Below are 22,425 nucleotides of genomic sequence, written 5' to 3'. Positions count from 1 at the left end.
CAGCGCCCGCCTCCTGGGTCCTGCGCCGCGCTTCACGTGACACCCTATCGATAGCCAACAGAGTCATTCCTTCCATCAGGAGGCCCACTCCTTACACACACCATCAGACACGCTCGCGGAGTACCCCGGAAACTCCTCTCCGATAACGGTGCCGCGCTGAACCCGACCCGGCGCGGCGTCCGCGGCCAACTCGTCGACTACGTCACCGCGCTGGGCGTCGAAGCGATCACCGGGAAACCCGGGAAACCAACCACGCAGGGCAAGAACGAACGCTTCCACCAGACCCTGTTCCGTTGGCTCGACAAACAGCCCCTCGCCGCAACCCTCGACCAGCTACAGACGCAGGTCGATGAGTTCGATGACATCTACAACACCCAGCGCGGACACCAAGCCCTTCCCGGCCGGATCACCCCGCAACAGGCATGGAACGCGACCGACCCCATCGAACCGCCCCGACCCGCTCCCGCCCCCGACCTTCCCCAGCCGCTCACGAACACCTCGGGAACCGCGACCAGAACCGTCACCGCGAACGGCGTCATCGGAGTGGCCAGCACCCACGTCAAAATCGGCAAAGCCCACGCCAGAACGACCGTCCACGTCACCTGGAACCTCGACGCCATCACCGTCACCGACGCCCACGGCACCCACCTCGGGACCTTCCCCCGACCCCCCAAAGGCACCCGCTACATCGGCAACGGCAAACCCCGCGGCTTCATGGCCACCCACACACCGTCACCGATGTCCCGAGACACCAACCGTCACCCATGTCCCGAGACACAACCGTCACCCATGTCCTGAGACATCACAATAGGCGGTCTCGACGGTTCGGGGTTCCCTCGCGGGGGTGGGGGTGGGGAGGGAGGGGGAGGGCCGCCGCTATGCGGCGGGCGCAGGTGAGGGGGGAGTGGTCGTCGGAGTGGACCTGGAGGTTGTAGTGGACGCCGAGGTGGACCCGCTCGGCCTGGTGGGCGGCCATGCCGGGGGTTCGGTCGCGGCGGGTCGCCTCTCGGGCGGTCGCTACGTCGGCGCGGCAGCGCACGCCGACCCAGAACACGGTCAGTCCCTCCAGATGGCTGCGCAGCCGTGCTTGCGAGACGCTCGAATCCAGGAAGACGTCGTCAAGCACGATCTGGGTTCCGGAGCGGACCACGGCGACGAGACCGGCAAGCCACGCGGCCTCGAGCTGACGGAAGTCCTCGCCGAGCTCGACCTCTCCGTCCTCTGCGTAGGACACTCCGGCATCGTCCCGACCGTCGAGGTTCGGCGGAAGCGCGTCGATCAGATCGTCGATGGAGAAGCGGAGCCAGGGGTCGGGGAGGAGCGTCTGCAGGCAGCGGGCGATCGTGGTCTTGCCCGAGCTGGAGCCGCCATTGAGGACGATGAGATCGGGAACGATGAGGGAGTCCTTCCGTTCGTGAGCGTCTGGGAAGCAGAGGCGGCGGGAACGACGGAGCCGCCCGGACGTCGCGCAGGGCGACGGCCGGACGGCTCCGGGGTGGCGGCTAGCCGCGCTCGGCGCGCTGGCGGCGCAGCGCGGCGAGCAGGAGCCCGCCGATGCCGCCGGCGACCAGCAGGGCGCCGAGGCCCAGCGGCAGCCCGATGTCGGCTCCGGTCGAGGCCAGGGGCGGGCGTCCGCCGGGGTGCGGGGCGACCGGCGCCGGCGTGCTGCCCGGGGTTGGAGCGTTCGTCGGAGCGTTCGTCGGCGCGGTGGTGGGAGCGGTCGTCGGGGGGACGGTCGGCTCCGCGATCGGGGGGACGGGCGGCCCGGCGGTCGGAGTCGCGCTGGGCTCCGGAGTCGGCGTGGTCGGGTTCTTCTCGGCGTCGATCGCGGAGGTGTCCGCGGCGAACGAGGCGGTCACGAACGCGATGGCCTTGGACGTGATGCCCAGCGCCTCCTGATTGATGTTGTCGATGTCATCGGCGGCGGAGTGGTAGTTCGGGTCGTGCGTGATGCCGGCGGTACCGCCGAACAGCGCGACCTCCTCCTCCGTCTTGACGTCGTCGGCGCCGGTGAAGACTCCCGAGGACGGGATGCCCACCGAGATGAAGCCGTCGTAGTCGCTACGACCGTCGAAGGCGGTGTCGATCCAGGGCTGGTCGATCGAGTCGAAGTAGTCGGTGAATGCCTTCTCGGTCGCGATCGAGCCGGCCGGCACCTCCACGGGAGCCTCGTAGGTGGACTCATTCGCGTCGTACACGGAAATCACGTAGTTCGGCGAGGCGACCATGTCGAAGTTCATGTAGGTCGCGATCGTCGAGGCGTCCTCCTCCGACAGGGAGTCGACGTAGGTGTACGAGCCGACCAGGCCCACCTCCTCGGCGCCCCACCAGGCGAAGCGGACCGCGTTGGTGGTCTCGCCCGCGGCGGCCAGCTGCACGGCCGTCTCGAGCAGCGTCGCGGATCCGGAGCCGTTGTCGTTGATGCCGGGGCCGGCGGGCACGCTGTCGAGGTGCGCGCCGAGCATGACCACGTTGTCGTGGTCGCCACCCGGGGTCTCGGTGACGATGTTGAAGGTCGCCACCTCGGTGGTGGTCTGCTCGATCAGCACCGAGACGCTGGCGGGCAGGGCGGCCAGGAGCGCCTGGCCCTCGGCCTGGGTGAGTCCGACGCCGGGGACCGCGGCCTCGTCCTGTGCGCCGAAGGTGCCGTTGAGGGCATCGCTCGGGGCGTTGTCGTAGATCAGGATCGCCGAGGCGCCCGCGGCACCGGCGGCGATCGACTTCTCGAGGAAGCTGCAGGAGCCGCGACTGACAAGCGCGACCTTGCCGGTGGCGTCGAGTCCGGTCCAGGCATCGGCGCTGCAGCCCAGCGGATCGACGGGTGCGATCAGTTCGCCGGTCACGCCGCCCTCGGGTGTCGACGGAGTAAACTCCATCGGGGTGCCGACGGCGCCGGTGCCGGTGGTCAGCGTGAAGGCATCGATCGTCTGGGTCGAGGTGGTGAAGTCCTGGCGGGTCGTGGTGTAACCGGCGGATGCGAGGACCGCTTCGACGTACTCCCCGCTCAGCTCGTAGCCCGGAGTGCCGATCGCCCGGGTGCCGCCGTTGGCGTCCGCGATGGCCTGGAGCGCCTCCAGGTGGGTCATGATGCCGTCGACCGTCACGGTGGCGGCGAAGGCGACCGGCTCGACGGCGTTCGCCGCCGGGGCGAAGGCGAGACCGGCGACGAGGGCGCCCGCACCGATCATCGCGCTCGAGCCGATCAGTGAGCGGCGTCGACGGCCGCTCGGGGTGTTCGTGGTGGTTCGCGCCACTGGGGCTCCCTCTCCTCGAGAACGGGCCGCCGCGTCGGCGGTCCGGACGGGTTCCTCCCTGAAGACTGGGAGAAAATCGCGTCTTCTGCGAGGGTATTCACAGGAAGGAGATCCGCCCAGTCCCTCCCTGCCAGATTTCATCCGCTCGAAACACGGCGTCTGCGCTCACACCGTCGCCGGGCTCTCGGCCCACTCGCGGAGCATCGCGAGGGTCGCAGTGGGGTTGTCGCGCCAGGCGCCGCGCCCAGCCGCGGTCGCGGGCAGCGGCACGCACCGCGACCGCTCCGCCGAGCGAGTGGCCGACGACGAGGTCGAACGGCCCTCGCACGAGGGCGTCGTCGGCGTAGGCGTCACGTCGGTAGGAGCCGTGCCGCGGCGCTGCCCGCCGGCATCGTCTCTAGAGCCTCAATCGAACCGAGGGTCGCGGCCGGTGCGCTCGCCGGTCGCGAGTCCCGCGATCACCGCGAGATCCTCCTCGTCGAGAGTGAAGTCGAAGACGTCGAGGTTCTCGCGAATCCGCTCCGGAGTCACCGACTTCGGGATCACCACGACGCCGAGCTGCACGTGCCAGCGCAGGACCGCCTGCGCCGGCGAGACGCCGTGCTTCGCCGCCACGCGCGCGAGCGCGGGCTCGCCGAGCAGCCGCCCCCGGGCCAGAGGGGACCAGGATTCGGTGACGATGCCGTGGGCGGTGTCGAAGGCGCGCAGCTCCTCCTGCGGCAGCCTCGGGTGCAACTCCACCTGATTGATCGCGGGCACGACGCCGGTCTCCTCGAGCAGGCGCTGCACGTGCTCCTCGGCGAAGTTCGACACGCCGATCGAGCGGGCCCGCCCCTCGCTCTGCAGGCGCTCGAGCGCGCGGTAGGTGTCGACGTAGCGGTCTCGAGAGGGGATCGGCCAGTGCACGAGGTAGAGGTCGACGTAGTCGGTACCCAGCAGCTCGAGGCTGCGGTCGAAGGCGGCGAGAGTCTCGTCGAACCCGTGGTCATCGTTCCAGACCTTCGTGGTGACGAAGACCTGCTCGCGGGGGAGGCCGCTCGCCCGGATACCCGCGCCGACGCCGCGCTCGTTGCCGTAGAGCGTCGCGGTATCGACGTGGCGGTAGCCGGCCTCCAGGGCGAGGGCGACCGTGCGGGCCGCCTCCTCGTCGCCGATCTTGTAGACGCCGAGCCCGAGCTGAGGGATCGCGCGGCCGTCGTTGAGGGGGATCAGGGGGACGCTCATGCCCCCATGCTGACACGTGGGCTCACACGTTCCAGGCGAGCTCGCCGTGCGCTCCGACGCGCACTCCGTCCTCGATCAGCGCCGCGAGACCGGCCACCCCGAAGAGGAGGCGCCGCTCGGCACGCGCCACGTCGCTCCGCTCGATGATGCCGCGCACGGCGAAGTGCACGTCGTGACCCGCCTGCAGACCCTCGACCCCGGCTCGGCCGCGACGTGCGCGCACCGGGCGGTGCCCGACGCCGAGACCGCGCCAGAGGGAGCCGGTCTCGAGGACGACGGCTGTCTCGGAGGCGAGCACCCCGTGCTGCTCCCGGTGCGCGGTGAGTTGCCAGCCGTAGCCGAGGTGGTGCAGACGCATCGAGTGCGGGCCGCGGAAGGCATGCGCGGACTGCTCACGGCGGAAATAGACGGGACTGGGCCGGAACGAGCCCTGCCAGAGAGCGGCGGCGAGCTCGGTGCACCACTCGGGGCTCTCGGGGTCGGACCACGGGTCGAGCAGGTCGGTGCGGGCAGCGGAGCGACGGTGCTCGCGCACCAGTTCTTCCGCGTCCTCCCGCAGCCCCATGCCATCGTCCTCCCGAGCCGTGGGGCCCCACACTAGGGGGCCCACGGGTGGCGGACAACGGGATGTCGCCCTACGAGGGGAGGGTGACGGGTTCCGTGTCGGGAAGGGGGCTGGCGTCACGTCCGCGCAGGTCCGGGTGGTAGCGGCGGCCGAGCAGCGGCACCAGGAAGCCGACCAGCGCGAACGCGGCGGCGACGAGGATCGCGGCGGTTGGACCGGCCTGGTCGATCTGCACCCCGGCGATGGCGGAGCCGAGCGCGGCCCCGATCAGCTGACCCGTGCCGACCCAGCCGTAGGCCTCCGCGGTGTCCGAGAAGCGCACGCTGGAGGCGGTGATCGCGAACAGGGCCGCGAGAGCGGGGGCGATGCCGATGCCGGCGAGGAAGAGGGTGACGCAGAGCCACCAGAAGTCGGTCGAGACGGCCGCCAGGCCCATGCCGACCGTGACGATCAGCATCCGCCGCGCCGTCGCCCACCGGCTGATCGGAATGTGGCCGAGCGCGAGTCCGCCGGCCAGGGAGCCCGCCGCGAACACCGCGAGCACGACGCCGGATTCGACTCCGCCCTCGCCGAAGACCGCGACGACGCCCGCCTCCACAGCCGAGCAGGCGCCGATCAGGAGGAAGCCGACGATCGTCGCCAGCAGCACCGGGGGCTTGGTCAGCACCACTCCGAGGCGGCGCTTGGAGCGCGGAATGCGCACGCGACCCACCTCGGGCGAGGCGATGAACCAGATGCCGCCGCCGATCAGGAACGCGGCGGCGGTCAGGATGCCCGCGACCGTCGACACCTGGATCGAGATGACGGTGGCCAACACCGGGCCGAGCACCCAGATGATCTCCTGGGCGGAGGCGTCGAGCGAGAAGAGCGGAGTGAGCTGCGAGCTGGTCACCATCTTGGGGTAGATGGTCCGCACGGCCGGCTGCACGGGTGGCATGCTGAGGCCCGCGATGAAGCCGATCACCACGAACTGCCACACCTCGAGCGGCAGCACGGCCATCGCGATGATCGCGCTCGCGCAGACCACGAGGGTGATCGTGAGCACGCGGCGCATCCCGAGCCGACCCATCAGGCGGCTGGTCAGCGGCCCCGCGATCGCCTGCCCGATCGACATCGAGCCGAGCACCAGGCCGGCGGCCGCATACGAGTGGTGCACCCGCTCCACGTGCAGGAGGAACGCGAGCGAGAGCATCCCGAACGGGAAGCGCGCGGTCAGCTGCGCGAGGATGATGCGCCCCACCCCGGGGGTCTTCACAAGATCGGTGTAGCTGCCCACCGGACGACCCTAGCGCCCCTCGAGGGAACCCCGGGCGGTCGAGGGAGCCTGCTGTGATGTCTCAGGACATGGGTGACGGTTGTGTCTCGGGACATGGGTGACGGTTGGTGTCTCGGGACATCGGTGACGGTGTGTGGGTGGCCATGAAGCCGCGGGGTTTGCCGTTGCCGATGTAGCGGGTGCCTTTGGGGGGTCGGGGGAAGGTCCCGAGGTGGGTGCCGTGGGCGTCGGTGACGGTGATGGCGTCGAGGTTCCAGGTGACGTGGACGGTCGTTCTGGCGTGGGCTTTGCCGATTTTGACGTGGGTGCTGGCCACTCCGATGACGCCGTTCGCGGTGACGGTTCTGGTCGCGGTTCCCGAGGTGTTCGTGAGCGGCTGGGGAAGGTCGGGGGCGGGAGCGGGTCGGGGCGGTTCGATGGGGTCGGTCGCGTTCCATGCCTGTTGCGGGGTGATCCGGCCGGGAAGGGCTTGGTGTCCGCGCTGGGTGTTGTAGATGTCATCGAACTCATCGACCTGCGTCTGTAGCTGGTCGAGGGTTGCGGCGAGGGGCTGTTTGTCGAGCCAACGGAACAGGGTCTGGTGGAAGCGTTCGTTCTTGCCCTGCGTGGTTGGTTTCCCGGGTTTCCCGGTGATCGCTTCGACGCCCAGCGCGGTGACGTAGTCGACGAGTTGGCCGCGGACGCCGCGCCGGGTCGGGTTCAGCGCGGCACCGTTATCGGAGAGGAGTTTCCGGGGTACTCCGCGCGCAGCGATCCCTTTGCGGACCACGGCCAGCGCGCCTTCCGTGGTTTCACCGGACGCGACGTGGGAGGCGACAGCGACGCGAGAGTGGTCATCGATGAGTGAGCGTGTCTGATGGTGTGTGTAAGGAGTGGGCCTCCTGATGGAAGGAATGACTCTGTTGGCTATCGATAGGGTGTCACGTGAAGCGCGGCGCAGGACCCAGGAGGCGGGCGCTGCGCGTTTGGTCGAGTCGGGCGTGATGGATGACCTGTTCGCGAAGATCGACGCGGGCGAGATCGAGTTGGAGGGCGCTGGAGGGCTGATCCAGCAGCTGATCAAGTCCGGGCTCGAGCGGGGGTTGCAGACGGAGCTGACCGAGCACGTCGGATACGAGAAGGGCGACCCGGACGCGGCGTTTCACGAGAACTCCCGGAACGGGTCGTTCCCGAAGACCGTCGCCACGAACGTCGGCGACGTTGAGCTGCGGATCCCGCGGGATCGCAAGGGAACGTTCACGCCTCGGCTGGTCCCGACGGGCAGCCGGCGGTTGTCGCAGTTGGACGAGATGATCGTGTCGCTGTATGCCGGTGGGATGACTGTCCGCGATATCGAGCATCACCTCGCCGCGACGGTGGGCACGGAGCTCTCGCGCGAGACGATCTCGAAGATCGTCGATGAGATCTCCGACGAGGTCCTCGCCTGGCAGTCGCGGCCGTTGGAGGCGTTCTATCCGGTGATCTACCTCGACGCTCTGATCGTGAAGGTCCGCGACGGCGGGCACGTGCGCAACAAGGCCGCGCACCTCGCGGTCGGCGTTGACATGGACGGCATCAAGCATGTTCTCGGGATCTGGGTCCAGCAGGCCGAGGGCGCGAAGTTCTGGGCGTCGGTCTGCGCGGAACTCGCGCACCGCGGCGTCCGTGACGTGCTCATCGTCTGCTGCGACGGGCTGACGGGGTTCCCGGAAGCGATCGAGGCGACCTGGCCGGACTCGATGGTCCAGACCTGCGTCGTGCACCTGATCCGCAATGCCGTGCGGTTCGTCGCTTACGGGCAGCGCAAGGCCGTCGCAGCCGCATTGAAGCCGGTCTATCAAGCGCCGACCGCGGACGCCGCCAGGACCGCGCTGGAGGCGTTCACGACGTCAGAGCTGGCGCGCGCGAACCCGCACGCGGCAGCGGTGTTCGAGAGCGCGTGGGAGCGGTTCACGCCGTTCCTCGCGTTCCCGCCCGAGGTGCGCCGGGTGATCTCTACGACTAACGCGATCGAGTCGTTGAACTTCCAGCTCCGCAAAGTCACGAAGAACCGCGGACACTTCCCGAATGACGCGGCCGTGATCAAGCTGCTCTGGCTCGCGATCTGCGACATCGAAGACAAACGCGCCCGCGACCGAGCCCGCGACCGAGGACGCCCCGCCGCCGAACGTCGAGCCCAGGGACGCCTCGTCGAAGGTGAGGTGCCCCATTCTTTCTGGACCACCGCGGAATTGGTAGGATTACCGCGATGACCGAAAGGAAGGCCCGGGTTGTCCAGTTCCCGTGGGAAGTATTCTCGGGAGTTCCGTGCGGAGGCAGTGCGCGAGGTGATTGATAGGTCGCGATCCGTCGCGGACGTCGCTCGAGAGCTCGGACTGGTTCCGCAGACCCTCACTAATTGGGTGGCGGCGCATCGCCGAACCCGTGCTGGCGGCGAAGAAGAACTGACCGTTCAGGACAGGGCGCGAATAAAGGAACTCGAACGGCGGGTCCGCGAACTCGAAGAGGAAAACCTGTTTCTGGGAAAAGCATCCGCGTTCTTCGCGAAGAAGTTCCGCTAGCCGACAAGCTCGAACTCATTCGCCGCGAAGAACGCGACCCCAGCCGCACGCTATCGATCCGCGGACTGTGCCAGACGGTCGGCGTCAATCGATCTAGCTATGACGAATGGTGCGATCGCAAGACCTCCGCAACCGCTGAATGGCGTAGTGGGTATCACCGAACTCATCCGAACAGCCTTTCAGGCATCCGATGGCACCTACGGCTACCGCCGCATCACCGCGCAGCTGGCGCGATGGGACCGTCCAGTCGCCCACGAGACCGTCCGCCGGCTCATGCGCGCAGCAGGACTGGAACCCTGCCAGCCCAAGCCCTGGCGGCCGGTGACCACGACCCCAGGCGATCCGACTGACATCCCTGACCTCGTCAAGCGGGACTTCACCGCAAACCAACCCGGCTGCAAATGGGTCGGTGATATCACCAATACCCGCACCTGAGAGCGTTATTCATAAGGCCTGTTTCACGCGTGTCGCAGTGAAGACATCGACTTCTCGCAGAAGAGAATGGAAGTTCCTACACACCATTCTTGAAGCGAGAAGTCGATGCGCTATGACTCTACTACAGGTTTGACCTCTGGGCAGGTGACGGAGTTGGTGGCTCGGATATTCCAGGTCCTGTCCGGGCGTCCATCGTTGCCTGGCCGCCCCGCGCTTCTCAACCTGCGGGAGCAGGTCATTCTGACGTTGCTGCTGTTGCGACAGAACCTGAACCAAGCCGCCGTCGCGGACCTGCACGGCGTCTCCCAAGCCACCGTCTCGCGGATCTACCGGCGCATCGTTCCGCTGATCGAGCAAGCCTGTTGCTTCTCAGGGATTTCCCTGGAAGAAGCTGTCCGAGGCCGTGTCGTCCTGGTCGATGGGACAGACGTTCCCACCGGGAACCGCGCGAAAACGGGTCGGTCGACTTACTCCGGGAAGCGGCACCGACAAGGCCTCAATGTGCAGATCGCCGCAGATCTGGACGGCGGCCTCCTCGCCGCGTCAGACCCTGTCGCCGGCGCCCGTCATGATCGTGTCGCTCTCGCGCTCTGCGGCTGGGAGCCGATCCTCGATGACACGGACTGGATCGCCGACCCGGGCTACATCGGCACCACCGCGACCACTCCCCGCAAACGACCCCACGGCACCACCCTCGACGACAACACCAAGAAATCGAACCGGGAAATCTCCAGAACCCGATCCGCAGTCGAGAGGTGCATCGCCCACTTCAAGAACTGGAAAATCATCGCTACCGGCTACCGGCTACCGGCTACCGGCTATCGGCTATCGGCTACCGCGGACGCCTCAGCGAACTCCCCGCCATCATCCGCACCATCACAAAACTCGAACTCTACCGACTCGGCTGGTAAACAACCTTATGAATAACGCTCTAAGGAAGATCACTATCAGAATCGCAAGCGGCGTGTAGAGGATCGTGGCCGGGTTCGCAAAGTGGAGGCGGACGATACTGCCGAGGCGTCCGGCGGCGGTCCTGTGCCGCGAGGGGGCGGCGGTGAGGGCGGTCATTCCGAGTCCTTCCCGGTGGTGAGCTGGACGACGAGCTGCTGAAGCGGCACGGGTTCGAGGTCGAGCCCGTGTCGGCGGGCCTGGTCGCGTCCGAGGGCGTCGAGGCGGGGGAGCGTGGCGGAGGCGCGGCTGCCCAGGGTGGAGCGGCCGATGACCTCGCGGTTCGCGGTGAACGACTCGACCGCCTGCCGAGGTCCGGTGACCGTCGCAGCGGCGCCCCGCAGCTCCTCCGCGTCACTGTCGACGACGAGGCGGCCCTGATCGACGACGAGGACGTGCTCGAGCAGGTTGCTGACCTCGTCGATCAGGTGGGTGGAGAGGACGACCGTGCGGGGGTGCTCGGCGAAATCTTGCAGGAGGCGGTCGTAGAAGATCTGCCGGGCGACGGCATCCAGACCCAGATACGGCTCGTCGAAGAATGTGAGCGGAGCGCGCGAGGCGAGCCCGACGATGACTCCGATCGCCGAGAGCTGCCCGCGGGAGAGTTTCTTGGTCTTGCGGTCGATGGGCAGGCGGAAGTCCTCGACCAGCTCCCGGGCGAACGCCTCGTCCCAGCCGTCGAAGAACCACGGGGCGCTGCGCAGGACGTGCTTCACCGTGAAGTCGTCGGGGTACTTCTGGCTCTCTTTGATGAAGCAGGTGCGGGAGAGGACGGATGCGTTCTCGAGCGGCTTCTGCCCGAAGATCCGGATCTCGCCTCCGCTAGGGAACTCCTGCCCGGTGAGCAGCGACATCAGCGTCGTCTTGCCCGCGCCGTTGCGGCCGAGGAGGCCGTGGATCCGGTTCTCCTCCAGCTCGAAGCCGATGCCGTCGACGGCGCGCATCCGGCCGTAGTGCTTGCTGAGGTCGTGAACCTCGATGACCGCGCTCATCGCGATCCTCCTTCTCTGATCATGTCGGCGATCTGTTCGGTGCTGAGGCCGAGCTTGGCGGCCTCGGCGAGCAGCGGAGCGACGAACTGGTCGCGGAACTGTGTGCGGCGCTTCTCCACCAGTCGGCCGAGCGCCCCCTCGGCGACGAACATCCCGATCCCTCTTCTCTTGTAGAGCACCCCGTCATCGACGAGCAGGTTCACGCCCTTGCCGGCCGTGGCCGGGTTGATGCGGTGGAACGCTGCGAACTCGTTCGTCGACGGGACCTGCGACTCCTCCGGCAGCGCGCCGGCGATGATGTCGTTCTCGATCTGCTCGGCGATCTGCAGGAAGAGCGGGCGGGAGTCGTCCACGCGGGATCCTTCCGGGGCGGGCTTCGGTGGTTGGTTGGTTATGTGACTAACCATGCAAGCCGAGCGGGCCCGCTGTCAAGAGGGGCCGAGATCGAGGGCTGAGGTTGCAGGGACGCGGGCGCGCTTCGCGAGCGGCGGCGGGCGGCGGGGCGCGGCGGGTACACTGGCTCGGCCAGCCTCTGTAGCTCAATGGAAGAGCGACTCCGTCCTAAGGAGCAGGTTGGGGGTTCGAGTCCCTCCAGGGGCACCGCAGTGTCGTTACTAAAACCCTTGCCAGAGAAAAACGCCGTTTCGGCGCCGATCTCGACCTCCAGGGAACTGGTAAGGGTCCGAGCACCACTCCTGTGAGTGGTGCTTTTTTCGTGCGCGCTCGCCTGGACCGCCCGCGAGGTGATCGTCGCGAACGGCTCATTCAGTTCGACCGTGATGGTCTCGTCCGTGTGGACGAGGACCCGCTCGAAGAAGACCTGGTTGAAGAGCCGCTTGATGTGATCGGGTGCACTGCCGTACAGGCGGGCGCACTCCATTGTCACGTCGAGAGCGATCTGGACGGCGTGCTCGACGTCGGCGATGTCTTGGGTGAGGCGAGCTTCGTCGCGCTCGGCGGTCGTGCGCTCGGAGCGGATGCGGTCCTGCTCCTTCTTGAACAACTCGAGCGGGATCGCGTCTGCGTAGTGGGCCTGAAGAAGTCGGAGCTGCTCGCGTTCGAGTCGCTCCAGGTCGGTCGTGATCTGCGCGCGCTGCCGTTCGGCGTCGCCGCGGGTGGCAACGAACTCGTCGTGGAACAGCCGCTTGAGGTCGTCTCGGGCGATCTGGTCGAGTCGGAGACGCTTTTGGTACTCCTCAACGATCTTGTCCTCCACCACGTGTATGAGCACCGCCTTCTGCGTGCAGACGTTGCGTTTTGCCTGACGCGCGGAACAGTAGAAGTACGGGTAGATCTCGCCCGACTTCGACCGCGTCATCTGCACGATCAGCCGGTTGTGGCAGTTCCCGCAGTACACCGTGCTCTTGAGGTAGTGGTCGTGGCGCCGCCTGCGCTCGCCGGAGCGACGGGCTTGTAGCGCGTCCTGCACCTTGTCCCACGTCTCCTGATCGATCAGGGGCTCGTGCTTGCCGGCGTAGGTCGCGCCCGAGAACGAGACCAGGCCGAGGTAGTACGAGTTGGTCAGGATCTTGTGGAGGTCCGTGTCGGTGAGCGCTCGCGACGGTACCTGCGGAGTTCGTCGAGTGGTGAGTCCACGCTGAGCGAGTTCGAGCGCGAGCTGCGACAGACTGACGCTCGGCTCGGTGTAGCGATGGAAGGCCCAGGTGATGAGCGGAGCGCGGTCAGCGTCTGGGCGAACGGTTCGGCTCTCGCGTCCGTCGCTGTCGAATTCGCGGACGTTCAGGTACCCGAGCGGAGCCCGGCCTGGGGTCCCGCCCTTCTGCACCTTCTGCGTCATGCCCTTGGTGACCTCGTGCGCGAGGTTGCGCGAGTAGAACTCGGCGATCGAGGACATGATGCCGTGAAGAAGTGCACCAGACGGCGATTGGTCGATGCTTTCCGTAGCCGAGATCAGCGCGACGTTCGCGGCGGTCAGTTGCTTCATGATCTCGACGTCGTCCTCCCGGTTGCGGGCGAGGCGGTCGACCTTGTGCACGACGACGTAGTCCACGGAGTGCTCGCGGATGTACTCGAGCATCTCCTGTAGCGCTGGACGATTCGCTGTCTTCGCGGACTCTCCGCGGTCGACGAATTCCTTCGCGACCATGGCGCCCATTGACTGGGCCTTTTTTCGGTTCGCTTCGCGCTGCGCGGGGATCGAGAAGCCTTCCTTTTCGTCACCGCGTTGCGCCTGCCGCGCAGTCGAAACGCGCAGGTATAGGACCGCGACCTTCGGCGTCAGCATCTCGCCGATCACAGAGAGTGGGTCGGGGGCGACCGGCTGAGGGCTCAGGGTAGGGCTGGCGAGAAGCGGTGAGAGTGTCATAGCGCTCTGATTAACGCTCTGAACGCGCGCAGAGTCGAGTCTTTTCTGCTCCGCTGCCCGATGAGCTTCCGAATCGCCAAGTCCCCACCCCCGGTCGGCGGGTGTTGCGGAAATTGCTACGGATGCGTCGGTGTCCTGTCCTGTCGCTGGCGTGAAATCGTCTCTCATTTGTGGAAGACGTAGACCCGGTCAGCGTGGTGGACGATGTCGAAGATCTCGCGGAACTGGATCTCGAGCGATTCGTAGTTCCAGCGCAGGTCGTGGTCGGCGATGCCCTGCTCCTGGCGGAGCTGGGTCAGGGCGGCGCGCCAGCCCAGTCCATTGATGTGCTCGTCAAGGGCGGCCCGGAGGCTTGGGTACTCGCCGAAGAAGCTGTCCTCGAACTCTGCGTCGAAGGTGCGGGGGTCGGCATCAGCGCGAAAGACCTGCAGGAAGGCGGTCATTGCCTTCGCCCGGTCGTGGGTGTCCACACCCTCCCGAGGTCGCAGCTCGTGGTCTTCCGGGTGGTGCGGTTGTTCTGGTTTTGTCATGCTTCGTTCTCTTTTCTGCCCACCCGGTGAATGATTGATATGGGGAATGCTGCTAGCTGTGGAAGGTGTAAACCTTGTCTCGGTAGTAGACGATGTCGACGAAGTCACGGAAGCGGTATTCGATGGCCGCGCGGTTCCATTGCACCTCGTCGGGGGAGACGCCGTATTCCTTGAGGCTTATGCAAAATTGGTTTTTTGCCGAGTGAAAAAGATGAGTCCGCGGACGGCGTTGAAGGCATCTCGGAAGGTGCGCAGTGGCCGCCGGTAGTCGGTGTGGAATATCCGCCAGGTCTTGATGCTAGCAATTGTTCTCTCGATCACGTAGCGGTGGGTGTTCACGAAGCGATTGTGGTGTTTGGCGTAATTTGGCAGATGTTCTTCGCTTGGCCTCTTCTTTATTGGTGTGACCATTCCGGTGCCTTGATAGCCTTTGTCGGCCAGCGTGTTCGAGAGGTTAACGGTGTCGGCCAACCCGGTTTCTCGAAACGCGTGGGCATCGTGATGCTTGCCCGCGATCGGATCCGAAATGTGGATCAACCGACCGGAGAGATCGGCGAGGACCTGGCAGTTGTGCCCCGTGGTCATGTGTTTCCCGGAGTACAGCTCTGGCGCGTCCGACCAGGACCAGCACGGCAGGAGCGTGCCGTCGATGACGGCCGTTGTCCCGCGGAGCGCGGCCTCGACGTCCGGTTGCTCGTCGTCTATCACGACATTGAGCATCGCCTCAACCGACGCGATCGTTCGCGACACGGTCGACTGACTGACACCGACCACATCAGCGATCAACTGCTCGGTCACATTCTGGCGATAATAGAGAAGAGTGACCCGCAATGCTCCCTCGAGGGAAAGTCTGCGCGGACGTCCTCGCCGCCGACGCCACATGAACTCGTTCTCGATCCGTTCGGCGAGGATCGCGTAGTGCTCGGCCGTCATTCCCGTAGTAGACTGTGTGCGCACCGGCTGGTTCCTTTGCGAAGAGTTTCTGTTAGAGGCTGCTCTTCAATCAAAGCGGATTAGCCGGTGTTATTCGTGACCGACACGCGCAAATCCATCTCGATCAATCGTATTTTGCATAAGCCTCCTTCTGCAGTACTTCCAGGCCGTCGTTCCAGCCGAGCAGGTCGATGTAGTCATCGATGGCTTCGTCGAGGCTGTCGTACTCGGCGTAGAAGATGTCAGCGAACTCGGTGGCCAGGGTCGGAGATTGAACGTCGGTGTGAGGTAGGAGTAGGAAAGCGGCGAATGGTCCCGGGTGGTTGCGGGCGGCGCGGGCAATGTAGGGGTCGTTTTCCCAGTCGGGTCGGTTGCGGAAGAGGTGGGCGATCTCTTCCTCTGCTTCTGAGCGGCGGTGTTTCGGTCGTTGTTGCTCGTGGGGTGTTTCGTGTTCTGGTGAGGTCATGGAGATCCTCCTTTCTGCTTCCGGGGTTGGTCAGCGCGCGGGAGCGGTTAGTGGTGGTGTCGGTAGATGAGGACGCGGTCGGGGTACTCGCGGACGTCGAACACGTCGCGGTACAGCATCTCGAGCACCGGGTCAGGTCTGCCCGGGTCGTGGTCGGGGATGAGCTCGGGGTCCCAGCCGAGAGCATCGACAATCGCGTCGATGGCCTCAGCGAGCGTCGAGAACTCGGCAACGAAGCCCGGGTCCTCGCGCAGTTCCTGCGCGGTCGGTGCGGAGTCCTGAGCTGCCCAACGTTTCCTGGACCAGTTGAATAGTTGTCTACGCGGCGAGGTTCTCGGTGATCCATGCCTGCTCGGCTTCGTTCGGGGTCCGATAGCCAAGCCCCGAGTGAAGTCGTTGTTGATTGTAACGCAGTTCGATGTACCGTGTCACGTCGCGGATCGCTTTCTCTCTTGTCGGATATTGAGTGCGATTGCAGCGCTCGTTCTTCAGTGTTCCGTTGAATGATTCGGCCCACGCGTTGTCCCAGCAGACTCCCGTCCGGCCCATCGATTGTCTGATGTCGAGCTTCTTCGCGAGTTTCCCGAAGTCGGCGGAGGTGTAAACGGAGCCGCGGTCGCTGTGGAAGATCGTTTTCGCGGCCCGGTTCGGCTGGTTCCTTGCCGCCATTTCGAGAGCTTCGCTGACGAGTTCGGTACGCATGTGGTCGGCGAGGGCGTACCCGACGACCTTCTTTGAATAGCAGTCGAGGACGGTCGCGAGGTAGACCCATCCTTCCCAGGTGCGGATATAGGTGATATCACCGACCCATTTGCAGCCGGGTCGGTTTGTGGTGAAGTCCCGCTTGACGAGGTCGGGGATGTCAGTCGGATCGCCTGGGGTCGTGGTCACCGGCCGCCAGGGCTTGGGCTGGCAGGGTTCCAGTCCTGCTGCGCGCATGAGCCGGCGGACGGTCTCGTGGGCGACTGGACGGCCCCACCGCGCCAGCTGCGCGGTGATGCGGCGGTAGCCGTAGGTGCCATCGGAGGCCTGAAAGGCTGTTCGGATGAGTTCGGTGATACCTATACGCCATTCAGCGGTTGCGGAGGTCTTGCGATCGCGCCATTCGTAATAGCTAGATCGATTGACGCCGACCGCCTGGCACAGTCCGCGGATTGATAGCGTGCGGCTGGGGTCGCGTTCTTCGCGGCGAATGAGTTCGAGCTTGGCGGCTAGCGGAACTTCTTCGCGAAGAACGCGGATGCTTTTCCCAAAAACAGGTTTTCCTCTTCGAGTTCGCGGACCCGCCGTTCGAGTTCCTTTATTCGCGCCCTGTCCTGAACGGTCAGTTCTTCTTCGCCGCCGGCACTGCTTCGGCGATGCGCAGCCACCCAATTAGTGAGGGTCTGCGGAACCAGTCCGAGCTCTCGAGCGACGTCCGCGACGGATCGCGACCTATCAATCACCTCGCGCACTGCCTCCACGCGGAACTCCGGAGAATACTTCCCACGGGAACTGGACATCCCGGGCCTTCCTTTCGGTCATCGCGGTAATCCTACCAATTCCGCGGTGGTCCAGAAAGAATGGGGCACCTCATCCTCAGGCGAAGAGTTCTCTGGCGTTCGTGGGCGTTCTGGATCAGTCATGGAGGCTTATGCAAAATACGATTGATCGAGATGGATTTGCGCGTGTCGGTCACGAATAACACCGGCTAATCCGCTTTGATTGAAGAGCAGCCTTTAACAGAAACTCTTCGCAAAGGAACCAGCCGGTGCGCACACAGTCTACTACGGGAATGACGGCCGAGCACTACGCGATCCTCGCCGAACGGATCGAGAACGAGTTCATGTGGCGTCGGCGGCGAGGACGTCCGCGCAGACTTTCCCTCGAGGGAGCATTGCGGGTCACTCTTCTCTATTATCGCCAGAATGTGACCGAGCAGTTGATCGCTGATGTGGTCGGTGTCAGTCAGTCGACCGTGTCGCGAACGATCGCGTCGGTTGAGGCGATGCTCAATGTCGTGATAGACGACGAGCAACCGGACGTCGAGGCCGCGCTCCGCGGGACAACGGCCGTCATCGACGGCACGCTCCTGCCGTGCTGGTCCTGGTCGGACGCGCCAGAGCTGTACTCCGGGAAACACATGACCACGGGGCACAACTGCCAGGTCCTCGCCGATCTCTCCGGTCGGTTGATCCACATTTCGGATCCGATCGCGGGCAAGCATCACGATGCCCACGCGTTTCGAGAAACCGGGTTGGCCGACACCGTTAACCTCTCGAACACGCTGGCCGACAAAGGCTATCAAGGCACCGGAATGGTCACACCAATAAAGAAGAGGCCAAGCGAAGAACATCTGCCAAATTACGCCAAACACCACAATCGCTTCGTGAACACCCACCGCTACGTGATCGAGAGAACAATTGCTAGCATCAAGACCTGGCGGATATTCCACACCGACTACCGGCGGCCACTGCGCACCTTCCGAGATGCCTTCAACGCCGTCCGCGGACTCATCTTTTTCACTCGGCAAAAAACCAATTTTGCATAAGCCTCATGGTTGTGGTCCTTTCTGGTGTTGTAGTTGGAGGCGCCGGTGCGCAGCAGCGATTGGAACTCGTCGAGGCTGATCACGGTGAAGAGCTGGTCGTCGAGGTCTGCCTCGCTCGTGATGCGATGGGCGAGTTGGTCGCGTCGCCTTGTGGTGGGGGTGATCCAGATGACGGCGGGGAAGACCCCGGTTCGTCGCTGTTCGAGACCGCTGCGGCGGTAATGCTGGTACTGGCGGCACTTGGCGACGATGCGTGCGGGGTTTTCCGTGGCGAGGTCGACCTCGAGGAACCAGTGGTCTTCGTACCCGTCGGGGGTGCTGGTGATGACGGCGAGGTCGGGCTTGAGGAAGATCCGCTGGCCGGCCGAGCCGAGGTAGGGACGCCAGCAGGCAGGTTCCGGGGTGATGCTCTCGACCTTGAGGTCGTGGGCGTCTTCAAGTTCGGCGAGCTGAACGCGGAGCTCTGAGATGGCGAGGGTGTGCTCGAGGAACGTCAGAGACGGGTCCTGATCGCGTCGGTACCGCTTCTTCCGCTGCTGCGAGTCGATTTCTCCGCCACCGGCGACCCTGGCGCCACGGTTGGTGATGGTCCAGATGCCGGCGCTCGAGCCGCGTGCTTGTCCGCCGACTGTGCGCGGGAGGACGTGCAGCAAGCCGACGCTTCCAAGCTTCTGGAGGAGTCGGTTGGTCTGGCGCGCCGCGGAACGGTCGCTGCCGTACCTGGCGCGGGCTGCTCGGGCGAGCTGCCTGCTGGTGGCGTAGCGCTGCTCGAGCAGGAATCGGAGGACGGCCTGCTCCTGTTCGGTCGGCCTCGGCTCTGCCCCGGTCTGTCTTCGTCGGCCGCTCATAGGTGCCGTCCTGGGCGACGGGCCGGTACCCACCGGAACGGTGGGTGAGTCGTAGCCAGAAGGTGAGCGACAAGGGCGGAACTGCGGGCGAGTACAGGCACGTTCAGGGGAGCGACGAGTCTGCCGAGGAGTCTCTGCTCAGAGGTCGATGAGACGAGAGTCATGGGCGCTTCCTTCGTCCGACTGGCTCGGTGCTCGGTTCGTGCGAGGCGGTCTCGGTCTGGTGGTCGAGGTGCAGGTCGCGGCGGAGCGCTGCGTCGATCTCGCTGACAGGCCGTCCATAGCGCGCGGCACTCTGTTGGCGGATCTCGATCGCATCCGACACGACAGGCGGTGGCGGCTGGGTCAAGGCAGAGAACCAGCCGGTCTGCTGGCCTTGCTGCCGAAGGTTCGCGTAGACGTGGTGGGCCGGTAGGAGTTGGAAGTCTTCGGCGCTCAGCTCGCGGGTGGTCTTGGCGAGCGCTGCAGCATCTGCCTGCTCGAGGCCGAAGACGATCTTGCTGCGGGCATTCGTGTCAATCGCAGAACGCATGGCGGTCGGAAGCTGGTCTCGGTACTGGTGGGCGAGGTGCCAGGCGGCGCCGAGGGACCGGCTCTGCGCGAGCGCATCGGCGAGATCACCCGAGGCGGGGAGGGCGAGGTAGTCCTGGACTTCGTCGATGTAGAGCGACGCGATGGTTCGCTTCTCCTGAGGGAGGGCGCTGCGCCCGAGGATGATCGGCCAGAGCGAACCGACAACGAGGGAACCGAGGAGCCGCGCGAACTCCGGGCCGAGCAGGCCCTTGTTGAGGGAGATCAGCACGATCTTCTTCTTCGTGAACAACTCCGAGAGGTCGAAGTAGGAATCGGACTGACCGAGGACATTCCGCATGCCCGGGCGGATGAGGAAGCTGCGCAGCTTGTTCATCGCGGGTCCGATCTCGAGGGCTTGCTGCTGCGGAGTGAGCGCGTCGTACCGGGCCCAGAAGGCACTCACACCCAGTGGGTCGTCGATGCGGCTGGTGATCTTGCGGCGGAACGTCGGATCGGTGAGCAGTGTCGGGAGCCAGAGTAGGTTCGCTCCCGGGGTGCGGGCGAGGGTGAGCAGGGCGGAGCCAAGGACGTCCTCGGAACGGACACCCCAGTTGTCGAAAATCCCCTTCAACGCTGCCATGAGCGAGTCAGCGACCAGCTCGGGGCTCCGATTCGCCCCTGCGAGGACGTTGATCCCGACGGGCCGGTCAGAGAGCGGGTCGATCACGACGACGTCGCCACGTCGGTGCTCGGGAATGCGCTCGAGGACGTCTCGGACGAGGTCCGCCTTCGGGTCGACCACGAGCACAGGACGGCCGGCGACCATATCGGCGACGATGAGCGACAGCAGCGCCGTGGACTTGCCGGACCCAGTCGGACCAAGCAGGACCGTGTGGAACGCCGCGTCCTGGATCGGGATCCCGACCGACTGAACGACCCCGGGAGCCGTGGTGGCAGCGAAGGTTCGTCCACCGTCCTTGAGGCCAAATGGCGCGGGCAGAAGCCGTGGGTGCTCGGCGGGCAGCCCGGGCAGCGGCCCGTCACCGAGCGGCCACCCCAGAAGGGGCAACAGTTCCGGAACCGACAGGGCAAGTCGGTAGCTTCCCGGTCGTCGAGCGGCGTTGAAGGAGCCCGGCGACAGGCCGTCGAGACGCAGTCGGGTTCCGGCTGCTTCGGCGACGCGCAGCGCCCCGAACAGGGACGTGAGGAGGGACCGCCGCCGTTCGAGAGTCGCAGCGGCAGCACCGATGCGCATCTCGACCCGAAATCCATGCTGAGAGGCGCGTTGCTTCAGCGAGCTGCGGACCTCGGTCGGCGCCTGCGCGCTACCCCAGAGGAGCTGCCACCAGGCCCTCCGAGGATCCTCGACCCTTTCCGGAACAAGGTGCGGCCCGCGCCGTGCACCCAGGACGATCTGCACCACGAGCTTGTCGCCGTCTCGATTGGCCTGAGCGAGAGCCGCCAGCACCGATCGCGTGATTGCGCCGATCCGCTCGGTGGTGAGGCTGAGCGCGGGGTGGCGAAGCCGGATGCGGCCGGCGCTGAGGACAGCGATGCGGGGACCGATGGGCGCGGTGAGGCGGGCGCCGGTCAGTTGCTTGACCATCAACGTGCCGACGCCAATCTGCGGCTTCTCGAGACCGATGAGCCAGCGGATCCCGGCGGCACTGGCGCGGGCTTCGAGGCGGACCGCGCCGAGCGAAGGCTCGGTCGCGATCCGCTGCAGCAACTCCATCGCCGCATCAATCGGGAAGGGACGCTGCCAGTGCACCTCGCGCCAAATGAGCGGGGGAGCGCTACGCATCCGATGCCCCGTCCATCCGGGAGTTGTCGGTCGAGTTCTCGTCGGCGGCTGGGCGCCGTTTCGCCGGGTCCTGCTCCATCTGCCAGAGGACGAGCGCGATGACGGCGCGGGCGAACTTGCGGCGGTCGATCGGCTGATTCCAGATCGGCTGCACGCGGACCTGACTCGACGCCGACGTGCCCGGCTTCTGCTTACGGCCGGCCATTCCGCCCACCTTCCGCCTGCCTGCTCGTTTCGCTGCTCGGCTGGGTCACAGGTCGTTCCTGCGGATGAAGCGCACGAGCAGCCACAGGCCGAGCCCGACCGCGAGGACGATCATCACGATCCACCACACCTCGAGCAGGAGCCGGGCGGCGATCGACACGAGCACGGCGATTCCACACAGGACGACGGCTCCACGCAGTGCGCTCGAAAGCCACGAGTCGTTCTTCTTCTCGGACATACTGAGGCTTATGCAAAATTGGTTTTTTGCCGAGTGAAAAAGATGAGTCCGCGGACGGCGTTGAAGGCATCTCGGAAGGTGCGCAGTGGCCGCCGGTAGTCGGTGTGGAATATCCGCCAGGTCTTGATGCTAGCAATTGTTCTCTCGATCACGTAGCGGTGGGTGTTCACGAAGCGATTGTGGTGTTTGGCGTAATTTGGCAGATGTTCTTCGCTTGGCCTCTTCTTTATTGGTGTGACCATTCCGGTGCCTTGATAGCCTTTGTCGGCCAGCGTGTTCGAGAGGTTAACGGTGTCGGCCAACCCGGTTTCTCGAAACGCGTGGGCATCGTGATGCTTGCCCGCGATCGGATCCGAAATGTGGATCAACCGACCGGAGAGATCGGCGAGGACCTGGCAGTTGTGCCCCGTGGTCATGTGTTTCCCGGAGTACAGCTCTGGCGCGTCCGACCAGGACCAGCACGGCAGGAGCGTGCCGTCGATGACGGCCGTTGTCCCGCGGAGCGCGGCCTCGACGTCCGGTTGCTCGTCGTCTATCACGACATTGAGCATCGCCTCAACCGACGCGATCGTTCGCGACACGGTCGACTGACTGACACCGACCACATCAGCGATCAACTGCTCGGTCACATTCTGGCGATAATAGAGAAGAGTGACCCGCAATGCTCCCTCGAGGGAAAGTCTGCGCGGACGTCCTCGCCGCCGACGCCACATGAACTCGTTCTCGATCCGTTCGGCGAGGATCGCGTAGTGCTCGGCCGTCATTCCCGTAGTAGACTGTGTGCGCACCGGCTGGTTCC

At 65.5% G+C, this 22,425-nt stretch carries 24 protein-coding genes, 1 tRNA gene and 2 pseudogenes; 8 read left to right on the top strand and 19 right to left on the bottom strand.

The window, feature by feature from the left end; translation table 11 throughout:
* Nucleotides 1–102: 102 nt before the first annotated feature.
* Nucleotides 103–402 (top strand): annotated as a pseudogene (locus tag A6122_RS17335) (integrase core domain-containing protein); the annotation flags it as partial.
* A gap of 141 nt (nt 403–543) precedes the next feature.
* Entirely contained in the window at nt 544–798 is a 255-nt protein-coding gene (locus tag A6122_RS17330; protein WP_157593811.1) for a hypothetical protein, read from the top strand.
* A 4-nt stretch (nt 799–802) separates the two neighbouring features.
* On the opposite strand, the gene A6122_RS10945 is transcribed toward A6122_RS17330, so the two are convergent.
* From A6122_RS10945 to A6122_RS16625, 6 genes are all read right to left on the bottom strand, one after another.
* Entirely contained in the window at nt 803–1,381 is a 579-nt protein-coding gene (locus A6122_RS10945; RefSeq protein WP_257722323.1) for a chloramphenicol phosphotransferase CPT family protein, read from the bottom strand.
* 121 nt (nt 1,382–1,502) lie between these two features.
* Nucleotides 1,503–3,254 (bottom strand): M28 family peptidase, encoded by a 1,752-nt coding sequence (locus tag A6122_RS10940; protein ID WP_068254815.1) that lies wholly within the window; start codon nt 3,252–3,254, stop codon nt 1,503–1,505.
* A gap of 405 nt (nt 3,255–3,659) precedes the next feature.
* A complete protein-coding gene (locus A6122_RS10935) occupies nt 3,660–4,478 on the bottom strand; it encodes an aldo/keto reductase (protein ID WP_068254812.1) in 819 nt (272 codons plus the stop codon).
* Nucleotides 4,479–4,500: 22 nt separating this feature from the next.
* Nucleotides 4,501–5,043 (bottom strand): hypothetical protein, encoded by a 543-nt coding sequence (locus A6122_RS10930; RefSeq protein WP_068254807.1) that lies wholly within the window; start codon nt 5,041–5,043, stop codon nt 4,501–4,503.
* Between the two features lie 70 nt (nt 5,044–5,113).
* Nucleotides 5,114–6,319 (bottom strand): MFS transporter, encoded by a 1,206-nt coding sequence (locus A6122_RS10925; RefSeq protein WP_068254804.1) that lies wholly within the window; start codon nt 6,317–6,319, stop codon nt 5,114–5,116.
* Nucleotides 6,320–6,380: 61 nt separating this feature from the next.
* The gene (locus A6122_RS16625) at nt 6,381–7,088 is read right to left on the bottom strand and encodes an integrase core domain-containing protein (RefSeq protein ID WP_418320012.1); all 708 of its coding nucleotides are present in this window, start codon (nt 7,086–7,088) and stop codon (nt 6,381–6,383) included.
* A 214-nt stretch (nt 7,089–7,302) separates the two neighbouring features.
* On the opposite strand from A6122_RS16625, the gene A6122_RS10910 reads away from it, so the two are divergent.
* The 4 genes from A6122_RS10910 (at nt 7,303) to A6122_RS15925 (ending at nt 10,221) form a co-directional block, all read left to right on the top strand.
* Nucleotides 7,303–8,550: an IS256 family transposase gene (locus A6122_RS10910; RefSeq protein ID WP_418320010.1), complete on the top strand. Its 1,248-nt coding sequence runs from the start codon at nt 7,303–7,305 to the stop codon at nt 8,548–8,550.
* A gap of 18 nt (nt 8,551–8,568) precedes the next feature.
* On the top strand, nt 8,569–8,859 hold the full coding sequence (locus A6122_RS15935; protein WP_084415991.1) for a transposase: 291 nt from the start codon (nt 8,569–8,571) through the stop codon (nt 8,857–8,859).
* A gap of 147 nt (nt 8,860–9,006) precedes the next feature.
* Entirely contained in the window at nt 9,007–9,294 is a 288-nt protein-coding gene (locus A6122_RS15930; RefSeq protein ID WP_167542376.1) for an IS3 family transposase, read from the top strand.
* A 105-nt stretch (nt 9,295–9,399) separates the two neighbouring features.
* Nucleotides 9,400–10,221 (top strand): transposase family protein, encoded by an 822-nt coding sequence (locus tag A6122_RS15925; RefSeq protein ID WP_208855022.1) that lies wholly within the window; start codon nt 9,400–9,402, stop codon nt 10,219–10,221.
* A gap of 137 nt (nt 10,222–10,358) precedes the next feature.
* Here A6122_RS15925 and A6122_RS10900 read toward each other — a convergent pair whose 3' ends face one another.
* Nucleotides 10,359–11,234, bottom strand: coding sequence for an ABC transporter ATP-binding protein (locus tag A6122_RS10900; RefSeq protein WP_068254790.1), 876 nt, complete (start codon nt 11,232–11,234; stop codon nt 10,359–10,361).
* Entirely contained in the window at nt 11,231–11,587 is a 357-nt protein-coding gene (locus A6122_RS10895) for a GntR family transcriptional regulator (RefSeq protein ID WP_237358173.1), read from the bottom strand. Before A6122_RS10895 ends, A6122_RS10900 begins: the two co-directional genes overlap by 4 nt.
* A gap of 175 nt (nt 11,588–11,762) precedes the next feature.
* Here A6122_RS10895 and A6122_RS10890 point away from each other — a divergent pair.
* Nucleotides 11,763–11,834: transfer RNA gene (locus A6122_RS10890), tRNA-Arg, on the top strand.
* Between the two features lie 649 nt (nt 11,835–12,483).
* On the opposite strand, the pseudogene A6122_RS17730 reads toward A6122_RS10890, so the two are convergent.
* The 6 genes and pseudogenes from A6122_RS17730 to A6122_RS10860 form a co-directional block, all read right to left on the bottom strand.
* Nucleotides 12,484–13,479 (bottom strand): annotated as a pseudogene (locus tag A6122_RS17730) (recombinase family protein); the annotation flags it as partial.
* 245 nt (nt 13,480–13,724) lie between these two features.
* Nucleotides 13,725–14,090, bottom strand: coding sequence for a hypothetical protein (locus A6122_RS10875; protein ID WP_146085070.1), 366 nt, complete (start codon nt 14,088–14,090; stop codon nt 13,725–13,727).
* Between the two features lie 177 nt (nt 14,091–14,267).
* Nucleotides 14,268–15,023 carry a transposase family protein gene (locus A6122_RS10870; RefSeq protein WP_084415693.1) on the bottom strand — a complete coding sequence of 252 codons (756 nt, stop codon included), beginning with the start codon at nt 15,021–15,023 and terminating at the stop codon, nt 14,268–14,270.
* Nucleotides 15,024–15,147: 124 nt separating this feature from the next.
* Nucleotides 15,148–15,489: a hypothetical protein gene (locus tag A6122_RS10865; RefSeq protein ID WP_068254777.1), complete on the bottom strand. Its 342-nt coding sequence runs from the start codon at nt 15,487–15,489 to the stop codon at nt 15,148–15,150.
* Between the two features lie 47 nt (nt 15,490–15,536).
* Nucleotides 15,537–15,869 (bottom strand): hypothetical protein, encoded by a 333-nt coding sequence (locus tag A6122_RS16615; protein WP_146085131.1) that lies wholly within the window; start codon nt 15,867–15,869, stop codon nt 15,537–15,539.
* Nucleotides 15,808–16,991, bottom strand: a protein-coding gene (locus tag A6122_RS10860) for an IS3 family transposase (protein ID WP_157593810.1) whose coding sequence is annotated in 2 segments (ribosomal slippage) — nt 15,808–16,739 and nt 16,739–16,991 — 1,185 coding nt in all. Because the reading frame shifts where the segments join, the coding sequence is not laid out codon by codon here. The genes A6122_RS16615 and A6122_RS10860 overlap by 62 nt, the downstream gene beginning before the upstream one ends.
* A gap of 272 nt (nt 16,992–17,263) precedes the next feature.
* On the opposite strand from A6122_RS10860, the gene A6122_RS15915 reads away from it, so the two are divergent.
* On the top strand, nt 17,264–18,019 hold the full coding sequence (locus tag A6122_RS15915; RefSeq protein WP_084415693.1) for a transposase family protein: 756 nt from the start codon (nt 17,264–17,266) through the stop codon (nt 18,017–18,019).
* On the opposite strand, the gene A6122_RS10850 is transcribed toward A6122_RS15915, so the two are convergent.
* From A6122_RS10850 to A6122_RS10830, 5 genes are all read right to left on the bottom strand, one after another.
* Nucleotides 17,929–18,867: a replication-relaxation family protein gene (locus A6122_RS10850; RefSeq protein ID WP_068254771.1), complete on the bottom strand. Its 939-nt coding sequence runs from the start codon at nt 18,865–18,867 to the stop codon at nt 17,929–17,931. The two genes, A6122_RS15915 and A6122_RS10850, sit on opposite strands and share 91 nt — an antisense overlap.
* Nucleotides 18,868–19,027: 160 nt before the next feature.
* Nucleotides 19,028–21,184 carry a type IV secretory system conjugative DNA transfer family protein gene (locus A6122_RS10845; RefSeq protein ID WP_068254768.1) on the bottom strand — a complete coding sequence of 719 codons (2,157 nt, stop codon included), beginning with the start codon at nt 21,182–21,184 and terminating at the stop codon, nt 19,028–19,030.
* Nucleotides 21,177–21,389: a hypothetical protein gene (locus A6122_RS10840; RefSeq protein WP_068254765.1), complete on the bottom strand. Its 213-nt coding sequence runs from the start codon at nt 21,387–21,389 to the stop codon at nt 21,177–21,179. Before A6122_RS10840 ends, A6122_RS10845 begins: the two co-directional genes overlap by 8 nt.
* A 45-nt stretch (nt 21,390–21,434) precedes the next feature.
* Nucleotides 21,435–21,626: a hypothetical protein gene (locus A6122_RS10835; RefSeq protein WP_068254762.1), complete on the bottom strand. Its 192-nt coding sequence runs from the start codon at nt 21,624–21,626 to the stop codon at nt 21,435–21,437.
* A gap of 8 nt (nt 21,627–21,634) precedes the next feature.
* Nucleotides 21,635–22,390, bottom strand: a complete 756-nt coding sequence (locus tag A6122_RS10830) for a transposase family protein (RefSeq protein ID WP_084415693.1) — start codon at nt 22,388–22,390, stop codon at nt 21,635–21,637.
* Between the last annotated feature and the right edge of the window lie 35 nt (nt 22,391–22,425).

It is taken from the genome of Rathayibacter tritici, assembly GCF_001641005.1.
In the GTDB taxonomy this organism is placed as follows: Bacteria; Actinomycetota; Actinomycetes; order Actinomycetales; family Microbacteriaceae; genus Rathayibacter; species Rathayibacter tritici.
Note: the sequence above shows the minus strand (reverse complement) of the source record. Positions and strands in the feature narration are given on the sequence as shown.

Excerpts from the sequence above, each read along its gene's own strand:
- A6122_RS10850 (WP_068254771.1), bottom strand. The coding sequence starts at position 18,867 with ATGAGCGGCCGACGAAGACAGACCGGGGCAGAGCCGAGGCCGACCGAA.
- A6122_RS10845 (WP_068254768.1), bottom strand. The coding sequence starts at position 21,184 with ATGCGTAGCGCTCCCCCGCTCATTTGGCGCGAGGTGCACTGGCAGCGT.
- A6122_RS15925 (WP_208855022.1), top strand. The coding sequence starts at position 9,400 with ATGCGCTATGACTCTACTACAGGTTTGACCTCTGGGCAGGTGACGGAG.
- A6122_RS10875 (WP_146085070.1), bottom strand. The coding sequence starts at position 14,090 with ATGACAAAACCAGAACAACCGCACCACCCGGAAGACCACGAGCTGCGA.
- A6122_RS10840 (WP_068254765.1), bottom strand. The coding sequence starts at position 21,389 with ATGGCCGGCCGTAAGCAGAAGCCGGGCACGTCGGCGTCGAGTCAGGTC.
- A6122_RS10930 (WP_068254807.1), bottom strand. The coding sequence starts at position 5,043 with ATGGGGCTGCGGGAGGACGCGGAAGAACTGGTGCGCGAGCACCGTCGC.
- A6122_RS10900 (WP_068254790.1), bottom strand. The coding sequence starts at position 11,234 with ATGAGCGCGGTCATCGAGGTTCACGACCTCAGCAAGCACTACGGCCGG.
- A6122_RS10865 (WP_068254777.1), bottom strand. The coding sequence starts at position 15,489 with ATGACCTCACCAGAACACGAAACACCCCACGAGCAACAACGACCGAAA.
- A6122_RS10870 (WP_084415693.1), bottom strand. The coding sequence starts at position 15,023 with ATGACGGCCGAGCACTACGCGATCCTCGCCGAACGGATCGAGAACGAG.
- A6122_RS10835 (WP_068254762.1), bottom strand. The coding sequence starts at position 21,626 with ATGTCCGAGAAGAAGAACGACTCGTGGCTTTCGAGCGCACTGCGTGGA.
- A6122_RS10910 (WP_418320010.1), top strand. The coding sequence starts at position 7,303 with ATGGATGACCTGTTCGCGAAGATCGACGCGGGCGAGATCGAGTTGGAG.
- A6122_RS10830 (WP_084415693.1), bottom strand. The coding sequence starts at position 22,390 with ATGACGGCCGAGCACTACGCGATCCTCGCCGAACGGATCGAGAACGAG.
- A6122_RS15915 (WP_084415693.1), top strand. The coding sequence starts at position 17,264 with ATGACGGCCGAGCACTACGCGATCCTCGCCGAACGGATCGAGAACGAG.
- A6122_RS10935 (WP_068254812.1), bottom strand. The coding sequence starts at position 4,478 with ATGAGCGTCCCCCTGATCCCCCTCAACGACGGCCGCGCGATCCCTCAG.